At 56.0% G+C, this 15,924-nt stretch carries 13 protein-coding genes; 10 read left to right on the top strand and 3 right to left on the bottom strand.

Annotation, left to right across the window (positions count from 1 at the left end; translation table 11 throughout):
- The 10 genes from nusA to mtr all read left to right on the top strand — a co-directional run.
- Nucleotides 1-1,441, top strand: a 1,441-nt coding sequence (gene nusA / locus FQK12_RS05315) for a transcription termination factor NusA (protein WP_146295663.1), incomplete at its 5' end; no start/stop codon positions are given.
- Nucleotides 1,442-1,465: 24 nt separating this feature from the next.
- Entirely contained in the window at nucleotides 1,466-4,156 is a 2,691-nt protein-coding gene (gene infB, locus FQK12_RS05320; protein WP_004106093.1) for a translation initiation factor IF-2, read from the top strand.
- A 91-nt stretch (nucleotides 4,157-4,247) separates the two neighbouring features.
- Nucleotides 4,248-4,649, top strand: a complete 402-nt coding sequence (gene rbfA, locus FQK12_RS05325; RefSeq protein ID WP_004106092.1) for a 30S ribosome-binding factor RbfA — start codon at nucleotides 4,248-4,250, stop codon at nucleotides 4,647-4,649.
- Complete coding sequence (gene truB, locus FQK12_RS05330) at nucleotides 4,649-5,593, top strand: tRNA pseudouridine(55) synthase TruB (RefSeq protein WP_014226975.1); 945 nt, start codon at nucleotides 4,649-4,651, stop codon at nucleotides 5,591-5,593. Before rbfA ends, truB begins: the two co-directional genes overlap by 1 nt.
- A gap of 147 nt (nucleotides 5,594-5,740) precedes the next feature.
- Complete coding sequence (gene rpsO / locus FQK12_RS05335) at nucleotides 5,741-6,010, top strand: 30S ribosomal protein S15 (RefSeq protein ID WP_002918244.1); 270 nt, start codon at nucleotides 5,741-5,743, stop codon at nucleotides 6,008-6,010.
- A 241-nt stretch (nucleotides 6,011-6,251) separates the two neighbouring features.
- Nucleotides 6,252-8,390 carry a polyribonucleotide nucleotidyltransferase gene (pnp, locus tag FQK12_RS05340; protein ID WP_009651902.1) on the top strand — a complete coding sequence of 713 codons (2,139 nt, stop codon included), beginning with the start codon at nucleotides 6,252-6,254 and terminating at the stop codon, nucleotides 8,388-8,390.
- A 107-nt stretch (nucleotides 8,391-8,497) separates the two neighbouring features.
- On the top strand, nucleotides 8,498-9,382 hold the full coding sequence (gene nlpI, locus FQK12_RS05345) for a lipoprotein NlpI (RefSeq protein ID WP_004854535.1): 885 nt from the start codon (nucleotides 8,498-8,500) through the stop codon (nucleotides 9,380-9,382).
- 100 nt (nucleotides 9,383-9,482) lie between these two features.
- A complete protein-coding gene (gene yrbN / locus FQK12_RS05350; protein ID WP_085903200.1) occupies nucleotides 9,483-9,563 on the top strand; it encodes a protein YrbN in 81 nt (26 codons plus the stop codon).
- Complete coding sequence (locus FQK12_RS05355; protein ID WP_014226974.1) at nucleotides 9,556-11,508, top strand: DEAD/DEAH family ATP-dependent RNA helicase; 1,953 nt, start codon at nucleotides 9,556-9,558, stop codon at nucleotides 11,506-11,508. The genes yrbN and FQK12_RS05355 overlap by 8 nt, the downstream gene beginning before the upstream one ends.
- A gap of 144 nt (nucleotides 11,509-11,652) precedes the next feature.
- Entirely contained in the window at nucleotides 11,653-12,897 is a 1,245-nt protein-coding gene (gene mtr, locus FQK12_RS05360; RefSeq protein WP_025108146.1) for a tryptophan permease, read from the top strand.
- A gap of 32 nt (nucleotides 12,898-12,929) precedes the next feature.
- Here the strand turns inward: mtr and FQK12_RS05365 are convergent, their stop codons facing one another.
- The 3 genes from FQK12_RS05365 to FQK12_RS05375 all read right to left on the bottom strand — a co-directional run.
- Nucleotides 12,930-13,937, bottom strand: coding sequence for a luciferase-like monooxygenase (locus FQK12_RS05365; protein ID WP_014226972.1), 1,008 nt, complete (start codon nucleotides 13,935-13,937; stop codon nucleotides 12,930-12,932).
- Between the two features lie 143 nt (nucleotides 13,938-14,080).
- Nucleotides 14,081-14,977: a U32 family peptidase gene (locus tag FQK12_RS05370; protein WP_071881697.1), complete on the bottom strand. Its 897-nt coding sequence runs from the start codon at nucleotides 14,975-14,977 to the stop codon at nucleotides 14,081-14,083.
- Nucleotides 14,968-15,924 (bottom strand): peptidase U32 family protein (locus tag FQK12_RS05375; RefSeq protein WP_146295665.1); only part of this gene is annotated, 957 nt, incomplete at its 5' end. The genes FQK12_RS05375 and FQK12_RS05370, both read right to left, overlap by 10 nt.

Below are 15,924 nucleotides of genomic sequence, written 5' to 3' on the forward strand. Positions count from 1 at the left end.
GGCGCTGCCGCGTGAGAAAATTTTCGAAGCGTTGGAAAGTGCGCTAGCAACGGCTACCAAGAAAAAATATGAGCAAGAGATCGACGTTCGCGTAGAAATCGATCGTAAAAGCGGTGATTTCGACACATTCCGTCGCTGGCTGGTTGTTGAAGAAGTGACCCAGCCGACTCGCGAAATCACGCTGGAAGCTGCGCGTTTCGAAGATGAAAGCATGAATCCTGGCGATTACGTCGAAGACCAGATTGAATCTGTCACCTTTGACCGTATCACTACGCAGACCGCGAAGCAGGTTATCGTACAAAAAGTACGTGAAGCCGAACGCGCAATGGTCGTCGATCAGTTCCGTGAGCACGAAGGTGAAATCATCACGGGCGTAGTGAAGAAAGTGAACCGCGACAATATTACGCTGGATCTGGGCAACAACGCTGAAGCCGTGATCCTGCGCGAAGATATGCTGCCGCGTGAGAACTTCCGTCCGGGTGACCGTATCCGTGGCGTACTGTACGCAGTTCGTCCGGAAGCGCGCGGCGCGCAGCTGTTCGTGACTCGCTCCAAGCCGGAAATGCTGGTTGAACTGTTCCGCATTGAAGTGCCGGAAATCGGTGAAGAAGTTCTCGAAATTAAAGCGGCGGCTCGCGATCCTGGCTCTCGTGCCAAAATCGCGGTTAAAACCAACGACAAGCGCATCGATCCGGTTGGCGCCTGCGTCGGTATGCGCGGCGCGCGCGTTCAGGCAGTCTCGACTGAACTGGGCGGCGAGCGTATTGATATCGTGCTGTGGGACGATAACCCGGCGCAGTTCGTGATTAACGCCATGGCTCCGGCTGACGTCGCATCTATCGTGGTAGATGAAGACAAGCACACCATGGATATCGCAGTAGAAGCGGGCAACCTGGCGCAGGCCATTGGCCGTAACGGTCAGAACGTCCGTCTGGCGTCTCAGCTGAGCGGCTGGGAACTCAACGTCATGACCGTTGATGACCTCCAGGCTAAGCATCAGGCTGAAGCCCATGCAGCGATTGATACCTTCACTAAATATCTTGATATCGATGAAGATTTCGCCACGCTGCTGGTTGAAGAAGGTTTCGCCACTCTGGAAGAGCTGGCCTATGTGCCAATGAAAGAACTGCTGGAAATTGACGGTCTGGATGAAGCGACCGTTGAAGCACTTCGTGAGCGGGCGAAAAACGCGCTGACCACGCTGGCGCTGGCCAAAGAAGAGAGCCTGGGTGACAGCAAACCTGCCGACGATCTGTTGAATCTGGAAGGTTTGGATCGCGCTCTGGCATTCACCCTGGCCGCCCGTGGTGTTTGTACGCTGGAAGATCTCGCCGAGCAGGGCATTGATGATCTGGCTGATATCGAAGGCTTGACCGACGAGAAAGCCGGAGAACTTATCATGGCCGCTCGTAATATTTGTTGGTTCGGCGACGAAGCGTAATAAACTGTAGCAGGAAGGAACAGCATGACAGATGTGACCATTAAAGCGCTGGCCTCAGAGATTCAGACCTCTGTGGATCGCCTGATACAGCAATTTGCTGATGCAGGGATCCGCAAATCGGCTGATGATTCTGTGACCGCGCAAGAGAAGCAAACCTTGTTGACGCACCTGAACCGTGAACACGGCTCAGCGCCCGACAAGCTGACGCTGCAGCGCAAAACGCGCAGCACGTTAAATATTCCGGGTACCGGTGGAAAGAGTAAGTCGGTACAAATCGAAGTCCGCAAGAAACGCACCTTTGTGAAACGCGATCCGCAAGAGGCCGAACGCCTTGCCGCGGAAGAGCAGGCGCAGCGTGAAGCGGAAGAGCAAGCCCGTCGTGAGGCAGAAGAAGCTGCCAAACGCGAGGCGCAATTAAAAGCTGAACGTGAGGCCGCAGAACAAGCGAAACGTGAACTCGCCGATAAAGCGAAACGTGAAGCCGCGGAAAAAGACAAAGTGAGCAATCAACAAACCGACGATATGACCAAAACCGCCCAGGCTGAAAAGCAACGCCGCGAAAACGAAGCTGCGGAGCTGAAGCGCAAATCGGAAGAAGAAGCACGCCGCAAACTTGAAGAAGAAGCGCGCCGTGTAGCGGAAGAAGCACGCCGTATGGCTCAAGAAAATGAAAAGAACTGGACTGAAGCGCCAGAAACCCCTGAAGAGACCACTGACTATCACGTAACGACTTCTCAGCATGCACGTCAGGCTGAAGACGATAACGATCGTGAAGTTGAAGGCGGTCGCGGCCGTGGACGTAATGCGAAAGCGGCGCGTCCGGCTAAGAAAGGCAACAAACACGCTGAATCGAAAGCCGATCGTGAAGAAGCCCGTGCGGCCGTTCGCGGCGGTAAAGGTGGCAAGCATCGTAAAGGTTCTGCTCTGCAGCAAGGCTTCCAGAAGCCGGCTCAGGCGGTTAACCGTGATGTTATCATCGGCGAAACCATCACCGTTGGCGATCTGGCCAACAAGATGGCCGTCAAAGGTTCTCAGGTCATCAAAGCGATGATGAAGCTGGGCGCCATGGCGACGATTAACCAGGTCATCGACCAGGAAACCGCACAGCTGGTTGCCGAAGAGATGGGCCACAAAGTTATCCTGCGTCGTGAAAACGAGCTGGAAGAAGCGGTAATGAGCGACCGTGACACCGGCGCTGCGGCTGAACCGCGCGCACCGGTTGTGACCATCATGGGTCACGTTGACCACGGTAAAACCTCTCTGCTGGACTACATTCGTTCAACGAAAGTGGCTTCTGGCGAAGCGGGCGGCATTACCCAGCACATTGGTGCGTACCACGTCGAAACCGACAACGGCATGATCACCTTCCTGGATACCCCGGGCCACGCCGCGTTTACCTCTATGCGTGCTCGTGGTGCGCAGGCGACGGATATCGTGGTTCTGGTTGTGGCGGCAGACGACGGCGTAATGCCGCAGACCATCGAAGCTATCCAGCACGCGAAAGCGGCGGGTGTGCCGGTCGTGGTTGCGGTGAACAAAATCGATAAGCCGGAAGCGGATCCGGATCGCGTTAAAAACGAGCTTTCCCAGTACGGCATTCTGCCGGAAGAGTGGGGCGGTGAAAGCCAGTTCGTCCACGTGTCCGCTAAAGCGGGTACCGGCATCGACGAACTGCTGGACGCAATCCTGCTGCAGGCTGAAGTTCTGGAGCTGAAAGCGGTTCGTAAAGGTATGGCGAGCGGCGCGGTTATCGAATCCTTCCTCGATAAAGGTCGTGGTCCGGTTGCCACCGTTCTGGTACGCGAAGGTACGCTGCATAAAGGCGACATCGTTCTGTGCGGTTTCGAATACGGTCGCGTTCGTGCGATGCGTAACGAACTGGGTCAGGAAGTGCTGGAAGCGGGTCCGTCCATTCCGGTGGAAATCCTTGGCCTGTCAGGCGTACCGGCTGCCGGTGACGAAGTGACCGTCGTTCGTGACGAGAAAAAAGCACGTGAAGTTGCGCTGTATCGTCAGGGTAAATTCCGTGAAGTTAAACTGGCTCGTCAGCAGAAATCTAAGCTTGAGAACATGTTCGCTAACATGACCGAAGGCGAAGTTCACGAAGTGAACATCGTCCTCAAAGCGGACGTGCAGGGCTCAGTGGAAGCGATCTCCGACTCCTTGCTAAAACTGTCTACCGACGAAGTGAAAGTGAAGATTATCGGTTCCGGCGTAGGTGGTATCACCGAAACCGACGCGACCCTGGCGGCCGCATCCAACGCGATTCTGGTTGGCTTCAACGTACGTGCTGATGCATCCGCACGTAAAGTTATCGACGCGGAAAGCCTGGATCTACGCTACTACTCCGTCATCTACCATCTGATCGACGAAGTGAAAGCAGCGATGAGCGGCATGCTGTCTCCGGAACTGAAACAGCAGATCATTGGTCTGGCTGAAGTCCGTGATGTGTTCAAATCGCCGAAATTCGGCGCCATCGCAGGCTGTATGGTTACCGAAGGTACGATCAAGCGTCATAACCCAATCCGCGTCCTGCGCGACAACGTGGTTATCTATGAAGGCGAGCTGGAATCCCTGCGCCGCTTCAAAGATGACGTTAACGAAGTTCGTAACGGTATGGAGTGTGGTATCGGCGTTAAGAACTACAACGACGTTCGCGTTGGCGATATGATCGAAGTGTTCGAAATCATCGAGATTCAACGTACCATCGATTAATCGTTTAGTAGGCCGGGGAAGCGCAGCGCCACCCGGTTATACAAAATTAAAGGGGGCCGCGTGGCCCCCTTATTTGTCTGGAGAATTTATTATGGCGAAAGAATTTGGTCGCCCGCAGCGCGTGGCCCAGGAGATGCAAAAAGAGATCGCAATCATCCTGCAGCGCGAAATTAAGGACCCGCGTCTGGGCATGATGACGACCGTTTCAGGCGTTGAAATGTCCCGCGACCTGGCCTATGCCAAAGTGTTTGTGACCTTCCTGAACGACAAAGACGAAGCCGCCGTGAAAGCGGGGATCAAGGCTTTACAGGAAGCATCTGGTTTTATCCGCTCGCTGCTGGGCAAAGCGATGCGCCTGCGTATCGTGCCGGAACTGACCTTCTTCTACGACAATTCATTAGTCGAAGGGATGCGCATGTCGAACCTGGTGACCAGCGTGGTAAAACATGACGATGAACGTCGTGTGAACCCGGACGACAGTAAGGAGGACTAATGAGTCGTCCTCGTCGTCGCGGCCGTGACGTGCATGGCGTACTGTTGCTGGATAAACCGCAGGGCGCATCCAGCAACGACGTGCTGCAGAAAGTTAAGCGGCTTTATAATGCTAATCGGGCAGGGCACACCGGGGCGCTGGATCCGCTGGCGACCGGTATGCTGCCGATTTGCCTCGGGGAAGCGACAAAGTTTTCCCAGTATCTGCTCGATTCTGACAAGCGCTACCGCGTCATTGCCAGGCTTGGCCAGCGCACCGATACCTCTGATGCCGATGGCCAGGTGGTGGAGGAGCGTCCGCTGACGTTTAGCCCGGAGCAGCTGGCGGCAGCGCTCGACGGCTTCCGTGGCGAAACCCAGCAGGTACCGTCGATGTATTCGGCGCTGAAATACCAGGGGAAAAAGCTGTACGAATATGCCCGACAGGGGATTGAAGTACCGCGTGAATCCCGGCCGATTACGGTGTACGAGCTGCTGTTTATTCGCCATGAGGGGACGGAGCTTGAGCTGGAGATTCACTGCTCGAAAGGCACCTATATCCGCACGATTATTGATGACTTAGGCGAGAAACTCGGGTGCGGCGCGCACGTCATTTTCCTGCGTCGCCTGGCGGTCAGTAAATATCCCGTCGAACGGATGGTGACGCTGGAGCAGCTGCAGGCGCTGGTCGAACAAGCACATGCGCAGGATATTCCCGCAGCCCAGCTGCTGGACCCGCTGCTGATGCCGATGGACAGTCCGGCTTCGGATTACCCGCTGGTGAATATTCCGGAAACTTCAGCCGTCTACTTTAAAAACGGTAACCCGGTGCGGATATCGGGCGCGCCGCTGCAGGGGCTGGTTCGCGTTACTGAAGGCGCTGAAGAGAAGTTTCTTGGTATGGGTGAGATGGATGATGAAGGCCGCGTGGCGCCTCGTCGTCTGGTGGTTGAATACCCTGTCTGAGCGCTTTCCTTGCGATAAAAGGCTGCTGCGAGTAGAATATCGCCGCTTAACGTTCGCCAACGTGTTTTAACATTTGCGAGCGTTATATCAGGGGTTGCTGAATTAGAGATCGGCACCCTTTCTTTCTTTTAATTTTGGAGTTCGAAAATGTCTCTAAGCGTTGAAGCTAAAGCAAAAATCGTTTCTGAGTTCGGTCGTGGCGAAAACGACAGCGGTTCTACTGAAGTTCAGGTTGCACTGCTGACTGCACAGATCAACCACCTGCAGGGTCACTTTGCAGAGCACAAAAAAGATCACCACAGCCGTCGTGGTCTGCTGCGCATGGTTTCTCAGCGTCGTAAACTGCTCGACTACCTGAAACGTAAAGATGTTGCACGTTACTCTGCTCTGATCGAGCGTCTGGGTCTGCGTCGCTAATTCTGCGAGTTTCAGAAGAAGGGGCCTCACGGCCCCTTTTTTCGACCGGGCGGCAGCAATTCATTAAAAACTCATGTATTGTTGCTATTAATGATCTTCATGCAGAGGTTCGCGCGGCTAATGAGAGGCTTGACTCGCAGGGGCGGGTAAAGGTTGTCATTAGTCGCGAGGATGCAGAAGATCGGGTCATACGATGTCTTATCGTGGATTTGACATCATCTATAGATAAAAGGATAGAATTTTGCTTAATCCGATCGTTCGTAAATTCCAGTACGGCCAACATACCGTAACGCTGGAGACCGGCATGATGGCGCGCCAGGCAACTGCCGCCGTTATGGTTAGCATGGATGACACCGCGGTATTCGTTACCGTTGTGGGCCAGAAAAAAGCGAAGCCAGGCCAGGATTTCTTCCCGCTGACCGTTAACTATCAAGAGCGTACCTACGCTGCAGGTAAAATCCCGGGTGGTTTCTTCCGTCGTGAAGGCCGTCCGAGCGAAGGCGAAACCCTGATCGCGCGTCTGATTGACCGCCCGGTTCGCCCGCTGTTCCCGGAAGGCTTCGTTAACGAAGTTCAGGTTATCGCAACTGTGGTTTCCGTTAACCCGCAGGTTAACCCGGATATCGTCGCGATGATCGGCGCTTCCGCAGCGCTGTCCCTGTCTGGTATTCCGTTCAACGGCCCAATTGGCGCCGCTCGCGTTGGTTATATTAATGACCAGTACGTGCTGAACCCGACCCAGGAAGAGCTGAAGTCCAGCAAACTGGATCTGGTTGTCGCGGGTACCGAAGCCGCAGTACTGATGGTTGAATCCGAAGCTGAACTGCTGAGCGAAGACCAGATGCTGGGCGCGGTCGTGTTTGGTCACGACCAGCAGCAGGTGGTTATTCAGAACATCAACGATCTGGTGAAAGAAGCCGGTAAGCCGCGCTGGGACTGGCAGCCGGAAGTGGTTGATGCGGCGCTGAACGCGCGCGTTGCCGCGCTGGCTGAATCTCGCCTGAGCGATGCTTACCGTATCACCGACAAACAGGAGCGCTATGCTCAGGTTGACGTGATCAAATCTGAAACTATCGCGACCCTGGTTGCGGAAGATGAAGCTCTGGACGCTAACGAACTGGGCGAAATCCTGCACGCAATCGAGAAAAACGTGGTGCGTAGCCGCGTACTGGCCGGTGAGCCGCGTATCGATGGTCGTGAAAAAGATATGATTCGTGGTCTGGACGTTCGTACCGGCGTTCTGCCGCGTACCCACGGTTCCGCACTGTTTACCCGTGGCGAAACTCAGGCGCTGGTTACCGCGACCCTGGGTACCGCACGCGACGCGCAGAACATCGATGAACTGATGGGCGAGCGCACGGACTCCTTCCTGTTCCACTATAACTTCCCTCCGTACTCCGTAGGCGAAACGGGAATGGTCGGTTCTCCGAAGCGTCGTGAAATTGGTCACGGTCGTCTGGCTAAGCGCGGCGTACTGGCCGTGATGCCGACTATCGAAGAGTTCCCGTACACCGTTCGCGTGGTTTCTGAAATCACCGAATCTAACGGCTCCTCCTCCATGGCTTCCGTCTGTGGCGCTTCTCTGGCGCTGATGGACGCAGGCGTGCCGGTGAAAGCCGCCGTTGCGGGTATCGCAATGGGTCTGGTGAAAGAAGGCGACAACTTCGTCGTACTGTCTGACATTCTGGGCGATGAAGATCACCTGGGCGATATGGACTTCAAAGTAGCGGGTTCCCGCGAAGGTATCTCTGCTCTGCAGATGGATATCAAAATTGAAGGTATCACCAAAGAGATCATGCAGGTTGCTCTGAACCAGGCTAAAGGTGCGCGTCTGCACATCCTGGGCGTGATGGAACAGGCGATTAACGCGCCGCGCGGCGATATCTCTGAATTCGCACCGCGTATCCACACGATCAAGATCAGTCCGGACAAAATCAAAGACGTTATCGGTAAGGGCGGTTCCGTTATTCGTGCGCTGACCGAAGAAACCGGCACCACTATCGAAATCGAAGATGACGGTACCGTGAAGATCGCGGCAACCGACGGCGACAAAGCGCAGCACGCGATTCGTCGTATCGAAGAGATCACCGCTGAGATCGAAGTTGGCCGTATCTATAACGGTAAAGTGACCCGTATCGTTGACTTTGGCGCGTTTGTTGCCATTGGCGGCGGTAAAGAAGGTCTGGTTCACATCTCTCAAATCGCCGACAAGCGCGTTGAGAAAGTGACCGACTATCTGCAGATGGGTCAGGAAGTGCCGGTTAAGGTTCTGGAAGTTGACCGTCAGGGCCGTGTCCGTCTGAGCATCAAAGAAGCAACTGAACAAACTCAGCCTGCGGCTGCGCCGGAAGCTCCGGCTGCCGAACAGCAGGGCGAGTAAGGTTGCCGTTTGCCCTCCGCATTGCGGAGGGCGCATTGCGGGCAGGACGCCCTGTTTGCAGCCGGGGAACTGGACGTTCATCCAATCGTTGTCTTCGGGAGTGGGAAATGAAGCCTTTTTTGCGCTGGTGTTTCGTGGCGACAGCTCTCACGCTGGCAGGATGCAGCAACTCTGCCTGGCGTAAGGACGCAGTCCTCGCGGTGCCATTGCAACCGACTTTGCAGCAGGAAGTGATTCTGGCGCGCATGGAACAAATTCTTGCCAGTCGGGCTTTAACCGATGACGAACGCGCACAGCTTTTATATGAGCGCGGAGTGTTGTATGATAGTCTCGGTCTGAGGGCATTAGCGCGAAATGATTTTTCACAAGCGCTGGCAATCCGACCGGATATGCCTGAAGTATTCAATTACTTAGGCATTTACTTAACGCAGGCAGGCAATTTTGATGCTGCCTATGAAGCGTTTGATTCTGTACTTGAGCTTGATCCAACTTACAACTACGCGCACTTAAATCGCGGTATCGCCCTGTATTACGGCGGTCGCGCTAAGTTAGCGCAAGATGATCTGCTGGCGTTTTATCAAGACGATCCCAATGATCCTTTCCGAAGCCTGTGGCTTTATCTCGCCGAGCGTCAGCTCGATGAGAAGCAGGCGCTTGAAGCACTGAGACAGCGCTTAAACAAGTCGGATAAAGAACAATGGGGATGGAACATTGTCGGGTTCTACCTTGGCGACATTAGCGAAAAAGAGCTAATGGACCGTCTGAAGGCAGACGCAACGGATAACACCTCGCTCGCTGAGCATCTCAGTGAAACCAACTTCTATTTAGGTAAGTACTACCTAAGTCTGGGGGACAAGGACAGCGCTACGGCACTGTTCAAACTGGCGGTCGCAAACAACGTTCATAACTACGTTGAGCACCGATACGCATTGTTGGAATTATCGCTCTTGGGCCAGGAGCAAGATGACCTGGCAGAATCGGACCAGCAATAGCTGACGAACACATCAGCCCTTTTTTGATTGCCATCACCTTTGCGGGTGAGGGCGTTGTTGTTCGTTAATACACCTACTTTGAGCCGGTTCACACTTTTCAATGAAAATTACCGTAAATTTTCACGATGAGTTATGTAGACTGGCCGCCATTAATTTTGAGGCACACGTACTACATGGCTGAATTCGAAACCACTTTTGCAGATCTGGGCCTGAAGGCTCCCATCCTTGAAGCGCTTAACGATCTGGGTTACGAAAAACCATCTCCGATCCAGGCTGAGTGCATTCCGCATCTGCTGGGCGGCCGCGACGTTCTGGGTATGGCCCAGACGGGTAGCGGTAAAACCGCAGCGTTCTCTTTACCGCTGCTGAACAACATCGATCCTGAGCTGAGAGCACCGCAGATTCTGGTGCTGGCGCCGACCCGCGAACTGGCGGTACAGGTTGCTGAAGCAATGACGGAATTCTCTAAACATATGCGCGGCGTAAACGTGGTTGCCCTGTACGGCGGCCAGCGTTATGACGTGCAGCTGCGCGCGCTGCGTCAGGGGCCGCAAATCGTTGTCGGTACCCCGGGTCGTCTGCTGGACCACCTGAAACGCGGTACGCTGGATCTCTCTAAGCTGAGCGGTCTGGTTCTGGATGAAGCTGACGAAATGCTGCGCATGGGCTTCATCGAAGACGTAGAAACCATTATGGCGCAGATCCCGGAGGGTCATCAGACCGCTCTGTTCTCTGCCACCATGCCGGAAGCCATTCGCCGTATTACCCGCCGCTTTATGAAAGAGCCGCAGGAAGTGCGCATCCAGTCGAGCGTAACAACTCGCCCGGACATCAGCCAGAGCTACTGGACTGCTTACGGTATGCGTAAAAACGAAGCGCTGGTGCGTTTCCTGGAAGCGGAAGATTTTGATGCGGCGATTATCTTCGTTCGTACCAAAAACGCGACCCTGGAAGTGGCCGAAGCGCTGGAGCGTAGCGGTTATAGCAGCGCTGCGCTGAACGGCGACATGAACCAGTCCCTGCGTGAGCAGACTCTGGAGCGTCTGAAAGATGGTCGTCTGGATATCCTGATTGCAACCGACGTTGCGGCCCGTGGCCTGGACGTTGAGCGTATCAGCCTGGTGGTTAACTACGATATCCCGATGGATTCCGAGTCTTACGTTCACCGTATCGGCCGTACCGGTCGTGCGGGTCGTGCTGGTCGCGCGCTGCTGTTCGTTGAGAACCGCGAGCGTCGTCTGCTGCGCAATATTGAACGTACGATGAAGCTGACCATTCCGGAAGTTGAACTGCCGAACGCAGAACTGCTGGGCAAACGCCGTCTGGAAAAATTCGCGGCGAAAGTTCAGCAGCAGCTGGAAAGCAGCGATCTGGATCAGTACCGTGCGCTGCTGGCGAAAATCCAGCCGTCTGCCGAAGGCGAAGAGCTGGACGTGGAAACGCTGGCCGCCGCGCTGCTGAAAATGGCTCAGGGCGAACGTCCGCTGATCCTGCCGCCGGATGCGCCTATGCGTCCTAAGCGCGAGTTCCGCGACCGTGACGATCGTTTCGAACGTCGCGGCGACCGTAACGATCGTGGCCCGCGCGGCGATCGCGGTGGCGAAGAACGTCCGAAGCGTGAGCGTCGTGACGTTGGCGATATGGAACTGTACCGCATTGAAGTGGGCCGTGATGACGGCGTTGAAGTTCGTCACATCGTTGGCGCAATTGCTAACGAAGGCGACATCAGCAGCCGTTACATCGGTAACATCAAGCTGTTTGGTTCTCACTCCACCATCGAACTGCCGAAAGGCATGCCGGGCGAAGTGCTGCAGCACTTTACGCGTACCCGCATCCTGAACAAGCCGATGAACATGCAGCTGCTGGGCGATGCTCAGCCGCGTCCTGAACGCAGCGGCGAACGTCGTGGCGGCGGCGAGCGTCGTGAAGGCGGTCGTAGCTTCGGCGGTGGTGAACGTCGTGAAGGCCGTGGTTTCGGCGGTGAGCGTCGCGAAGGCGGCCGTGGTGAAGGTCGTCGTTTCAGCGGCGAACGTCGTGAAGGTGGCCGCGCGCCGCGCCGCGATGATGCTTCAGCTCCGCGTCGCGATGACTCCGCAGGTCGTCGTCGTTTCGGTGGCGATGCATAATTAGCGCTTTCCGCTAACGTAAAGTAAACGATACAGCCCCGATCTTTATGATTGGGGCTTTTTTTATTCCCTTTGTACTCGTGTACTGGTACAGTGCGTCACGTTGATAACAAGAAAAGTATTTTCGACTGGAGATTTCGGCAAATGGCGACACTTACCACTACGGCAACCCGACCGTCCTTGTTTGGCGGCGTAGTGATTATTGGCGGGACGATTATTGGGGCGGGCATGTTCTCACTGCCGGTTGTGATGTCCGGCGCGTGGTTCTTCTGGTCTCTGGCGGCGCTGGTTTTTACCTGGTTTTGTATGCTTCACTCCGGGTTAATGATCCTCGAAGCGAACCTGAATTACCGGATTGGCTCGAGCTTCGATACCATTACTAAAGATCTGCTCGGCAAAGGCTGGAATCTGGTTAACGGCGTGTCGATCGCCTTTGTTCTTTATATTCTGACTTACGCCTATATCTCCGCCAGCGGCTCGATTCTGCACCATACGTTTAGCGAAATGTCGCTGAACGTACCGGCAAGGGCGGCAGGTTTCGGTTTTGCGCTGCTGGTGGCGTTTATCGTCTGGTTGAGCACCAAAGCGGTGAGCCGCATGACGGCCATTGTGCTGGGAGCTAAGGTCATTACCTTCTTTTTGACCTTTGGCAGCCTGTTGGGGCACGTCCAGCCGACCACTCTGTTTAACGTGGCTGAACAAAATGCCTCGTATATGCCCTATCTGCTGATGACGCTGCCGTTCTGCCTCGCGTCCTTCGGCTATCACGGCAACGTGCCGAGCCTGATGAAGTACTACGGCAAAGATCCGCGCACAATCGTTAAGTGCCTGGTTTACGGTACGCTGCTGGCGCTGGGTCTGTACGTAGTGTGGCTGCTGGTGACGATGGGCAATATCCCGCGCCCTGAGTTTATCGGTATTGCGCAGAAGGGGGGCAACATAGATGTCCTGGTCCAGGCGCTCAGTGGGGTACTGAACAGCCGGAGTCTGGATCTGCTGTTAGTCATCTTTTCGAACTTTGCCGTTGCCAGTTCATTCCTTGGCGTGACGCTCGGTCTGTTTGATTATCTGGCGGATCTGTTCGGGTTCGATGACTCCGCGCTGGGACGCTTTAAAACCGCGCTTCTCACCTTTGTTCCGCCGATGGCGGGTGGCCTGCTGTGGCCGAACGGATTCCTCTACGCGATCGGCTATGCGGGGCTGGCGGCGACAATCTGGGCGGCAATTGTACCGGCGCTGCTGGCTCGCGCATCGCGCAAACGCTTTGGTAGCCCATTGTTTCGCGTTTGGGGCGGAAAGCCGATGATTGCTTTGGTTCTGCTGTTCGGGCTGGGTAACGTTATCGTGCATTTCCTGTCGAGCTTTAACGTATTACCCACCTATCACTAATTGAAAATGCGGCAGAAATGCCGCATTTTTCACTATCCGAGAAGCTCTTCTTTCACCTGCATCGCCAAATCAAATGAATGCAGGCGCGCCTGATGATCGAAGATTTGGCCGTTGACCATGATTTCATCGGCCTGGGTTTCCCGCAGGATCGACTCCAGCCCGTGACGGATTTTCGCTTTATCGCCGACCAGCGACATGCTCAGCGCTTTTTCGACGCCGTACTGCTCTGAAGCGGACCACAGCTGATGCATATTTTGCACCGGCGGCGGCAGCTGTCCGGTCTCGCCGCGGCGCAGTTTGACGAACGCCTGCTGCATGGACGTAAACAGAAATTCCGCATCTCTGTCGCTGTCGGCGGCAATAATGTTAATGCATACCATCGCGTACGGCTTCGCTAACCGCTCTGACGGCTGGAAGTGGGTGCGGTAGAGGTGCAGGGCCTGAAAGAGCATATCCGGGGCGAAGTGCGAGGCGAAGGCAAACGGCAGCCCAAGCTGCGCCGCCAGCTGGGCGCTGTACAGGCTTGAGCCGAGCAGCCAGACCGGGATCTTCTCGCCATAGCCGGGAACCGGGCGCACGTGCGGATTAGGATCGCGGGCGTCGAACCAGTCCACCAGCTCCGCGACATCGCGCGGGAAGTTATCGACTTCACCGCTCATATGGCGACGCAGCGCGCGCATGGTTGGCTGATCGCTGCCCGGCGCGCGGCCAAGGCCGAGATCGATGCGTCCCGGGTAGAGCGTATTGAGCGTACCGAACTGCTCGGCAATCACCAGCGGCGAATGGTTCGGCAGCATCACGCCGCCGGAGCCCAGATGCAGAGTGGTGGTATTCGCGGCAAGGTAGCCAATCAGGACGGAAGTCGCCGCGCTGGCGATACCGACCATATTATGGTGTTCGGCCAGCCAGTAGCGGTGATAGCCGCGCTTTTCCGCCAGCTGCGCCAGGTCTAAAGAGTGGGAGAAGGCTTCCTTTGCGGAAGAACCTTGCGGGATCGGCGCCAGATCGAGCACCGAGAACGAAACAGATTTGTCAGTCATAAAGGCTCACTTTGCTACAGCATCGTCATCAGATTGAAGGTCTTCTTCCAGCCTGGCGTATCCAGGATACGCCAGCCAGAAAAGCTGCATCTTTAATAGTGCATTAAAAAGCAGCGATAGCCATTAACAAAGTGAGCGGTTAATCAGCTCTGCAATTCCAGCCCGGCCAGTCGTCGCCAGTAGCCGTTGCAGTCGCTGTTCGCCGTCAGCGGCAGCGGCGCCGCGCCGTTTTCATTCGCCCGGAAGGCGTCCAGCATAGAGAAGGTCTCGCTACCCAGCGGCGACAGGCGAACCATATCCACCAGCCCGGTCATGGCGCTTAGCTCATTCCCGAGGTTGTAGACGTAGCCGCTCATGGTCTGAATGCCGTTGAGGACGAACACCTGCTGGTTCTCCTGCGAAAGCACGTCGCGCCCGTTAGGGTATTTTATGCAGCAGGTTTCACACTCGTCTTTCGGCCGGTCTTCCGAGCGCGCGGTAAAGCAGCGGGCGGAGTAGGCCAGCGGCAGATGACCGTAGCTCAGGACCTCCACCTCAAACCGGCCGCGAATGCCCAGCTCGTCGCACTGGGTCAGCAAATTCGCCAGCCAGTCGCGGGAAAGTTCGACCGGCATACACCAGCGCACCATGCCCTGCTTGAGCAGCAGACGCAGGGTGACGGCGTTGTAGCAGTTAAGCGCGTGCCCGGCGACGAACGGCAGCTTACGTTCCGCGCACAGATTAACGACGCCGAGATCGCTGGCTTCAATCAGAAATTCGCCGTTATCGACATAGCGCTTCAGTTCGCCCAGCTCCGAGGACGCCTGCACCAGCGCGAGGGTGGAAAGCACCACCTGTTTACCGCTTCCCGCCAGCGTTTTTGCCATGTCGATCCAGTCGCCGACTTTGGTGGCGCGACGTTTGCTGCATACCGCTTCGCCGAGGTAAATCGTGTCCGCGCTGCAGCTTGCCGCCTGCTGGTAAAAATCTTCCAGCGTCTCTTTTGACCAGTAATAAAGCACCGGCCCTAATGAATATTTCATTGCTGTTCTCACTGCCATTTACGGTGATAGGCGCCAAGGGTGGTTTGCGTACCTTCGGACATGGAACCGAGGGTCTCCATCCACGCGGACTGCGGTACGAAGTTTTGCGGATCGGCTTTGCAGCGATCGATCGCCTGACGCCAGACTTTCGCCACCTGGGTAACGTACGCCGGGCTGCGCTGGCGCCCCTCGATTTTCACCGAGGCAATATTGGCCGCCATCAGTTCCGGCAGCAGCTCCAGGGTGTTCAGGCTGGTGGGCTCTTCCAGCGCGTGGTAGCGTTCGCCGTCGACCAGATACCGCCCTTTACAGAGGGTGGGATAGCCGGCGTTTTCACCGTCCCGATAGCGGTCAATCAGCACTTCGTTAAGGCGTGATTCCAGCCCCTGCGGCGTTTGCTGCCAGCGCACGAAGCGCGCCGGCGAACAGGCGCCGACGGTATTCGGCGATTCGCCGGTCAGATAAGAGGAAAGGTAGCAGCGGCCTTCCGCCATAATGCACAGGCTACCGAAGGCAAAAACCTCCAGCGGCACCGGCGTGGCGCGCGCCAGCTGTTTGACCTGGTGAATCGACAGCACGCGCGGCAGCACCACGCGGGCGACGTCAAAATTGCGATGATAAAACTTTACCGCCTCTTCGTTGGTGGCCGAGGCCTGGACGGAAACGTGGCGCTCAATATGCGGATAACGCTCGGCGGCGTATTCCAGCATCGCGATATCGGCGAGGATCAGCGCGTCGGCGCCCAGCTGCGCCGCCATGTCGACCGCGCGCTGCCAGCGGGCATAACCATCAGGATGCGCGAAGGTGTTAATGGCAATATGCAGTTTGCGACGATGCTGGTGCACAAAGCTGACGGCTTCCTGCAGTTTCTTTTCGGTGAAATTAAGGCCGGCAAAGTGGCGGGCGTTGGTGTCATCTTTCAGCCCGATATAGACGGCATCGGCGCCGTTTTCGATGGCCGCCTT

It is taken from the genome of Klebsiella sp. ME-303 (genome assembly GCF_007910085.1).
GTDB classification, from domain to species: domain Bacteria; phylum Pseudomonadota; class Gammaproteobacteria; order Enterobacterales; family Enterobacteriaceae; genus Klebsiella; species Klebsiella michiganensis.

Coding starts and splice junctions, on each gene's coding strand:
- infB (WP_004106093.1), top strand. CDS start 1,466: ATGACAGATGTGACCATTAAAGCGCTGGCCTCAGAGATTCAGACCTCT.
- rbfA (WP_004106092.1), top strand. CDS start 4,248: ATGGCGAAAGAATTTGGTCGCCCGCAGCGCGTGGCCCAGGAGATGCAA.
- truB (WP_014226975.1), top strand. CDS start 4,649: ATGAGTCGTCCTCGTCGTCGCGGCCGTGACGTGCATGGCGTACTGTTG.
- rpsO (WP_002918244.1), top strand. CDS start 5,741: ATGTCTCTAAGCGTTGAAGCTAAAGCAAAAATCGTTTCTGAGTTCGGT.
- nlpI (WP_004854535.1), top strand. CDS start 8,498: ATGAAGCCTTTTTTGCGCTGGTGTTTCGTGGCGACAGCTCTCACGCTG.
- yrbN (WP_085903200.1), top strand. CDS start 9,483: ATGAAAATTACCGTAAATTTTCACGATGAGTTATGTAGACTGGCCGCC.
- FQK12_RS05355 (WP_014226974.1), top strand. CDS start 9,556: ATGGCTGAATTCGAAACCACTTTTGCAGATCTGGGCCTGAAGGCTCCC.
- mtr (WP_025108146.1), top strand. CDS start 11,653: ATGGCGACACTTACCACTACGGCAACCCGACCGTCCTTGTTTGGCGGC.
- FQK12_RS05365 (WP_014226972.1), bottom strand. CDS start 13,937: ATGACTGACAAATCTGTTTCGTTCTCGGTGCTCGATCTGGCGCCGATC.
- FQK12_RS05370 (WP_071881697.1), bottom strand. CDS start 14,977: ATGGCAGTGAGAACAGCAATGAAATATTCATTAGGGCCGGTGCTTTAT.